General features: G+C 70.6%; 2 protein-coding genes. Both read left to right on the forward strand.

Going from position 1 to position 565, the window contains the following annotated elements; translation table 11 throughout:
• Window positions 1–374 (forward strand): c-type cytochrome (locus CVH10_RS17015; protein WP_106489334.1); only part of this gene is annotated, 374 nt, incomplete at its 5' end.
• On the forward strand, window positions 371–565 hold a 195-nt coding region (locus tag CVH10_RS17020; RefSeq protein ID WP_146142961.1), incomplete at its 3' end, for a hypothetical protein. The genes CVH10_RS17015 and CVH10_RS17020, both read left to right, overlap by 4 nt.

A 565-nucleotide genomic window follows, 5' to 3' on the forward strand; every position in this document is an offset into this window, starting at 1 on the left:
CGGGGGTGGCAACGCTGGTCTCGCGCGGCGACAGCCTCGCGAAAGCGTCGACCGCCGCCGTCGCCAGCCCTGAGGATGCGGCTCTGGGCCGGCGGATGGCGACGGAGCGTTGCGCAGGATGCCACATGGATGATGCCCGGCTGGTCGGGCCGTCCTGGACGGCCATCTCTCGACGCTACGACGCGGGCTCGACCCAGGCGTCCCGCGATCTCTGCCTCCCGCGTCTCGTCTCTGCGGTCGGGCATCCGAGCCCGGGCTGGGACGGCTATCAACCAGGTCCACAACTCGAACTGAGCCTCGATGAGCGAAGCGCGCTGGCGGCCTTCATCATCGAGGCGGGACGCGGCGCGAGTGCAAGCGGAGGCAGATCGTGACCGCCGGCATCCTCTCGCCAACGAACGCCGTCCGGAGCAAGCCTCAGCGCGACGGCACGGCGCCGCCCACCGTCGAGCACGACCTGATCCGCGCCCACGGCCTCGCCGCGGTCATCACCCTGCTGATCTCGGCGGTGTTCGGCACGCTGGTCGCGGTGAAGTTCACCTTCCCCGACTTCCTCGGCGGATCC

Origin of the sequence: Halomonas sp. ND22Bw, from assembly GCF_003011945.1 — a bacterium.
In the GTDB taxonomy this organism is placed as follows: domain Bacteria; phylum Pseudomonadota; class Gammaproteobacteria; order Pseudomonadales; family Halomonadaceae; genus Halomonas; species Halomonas halophila.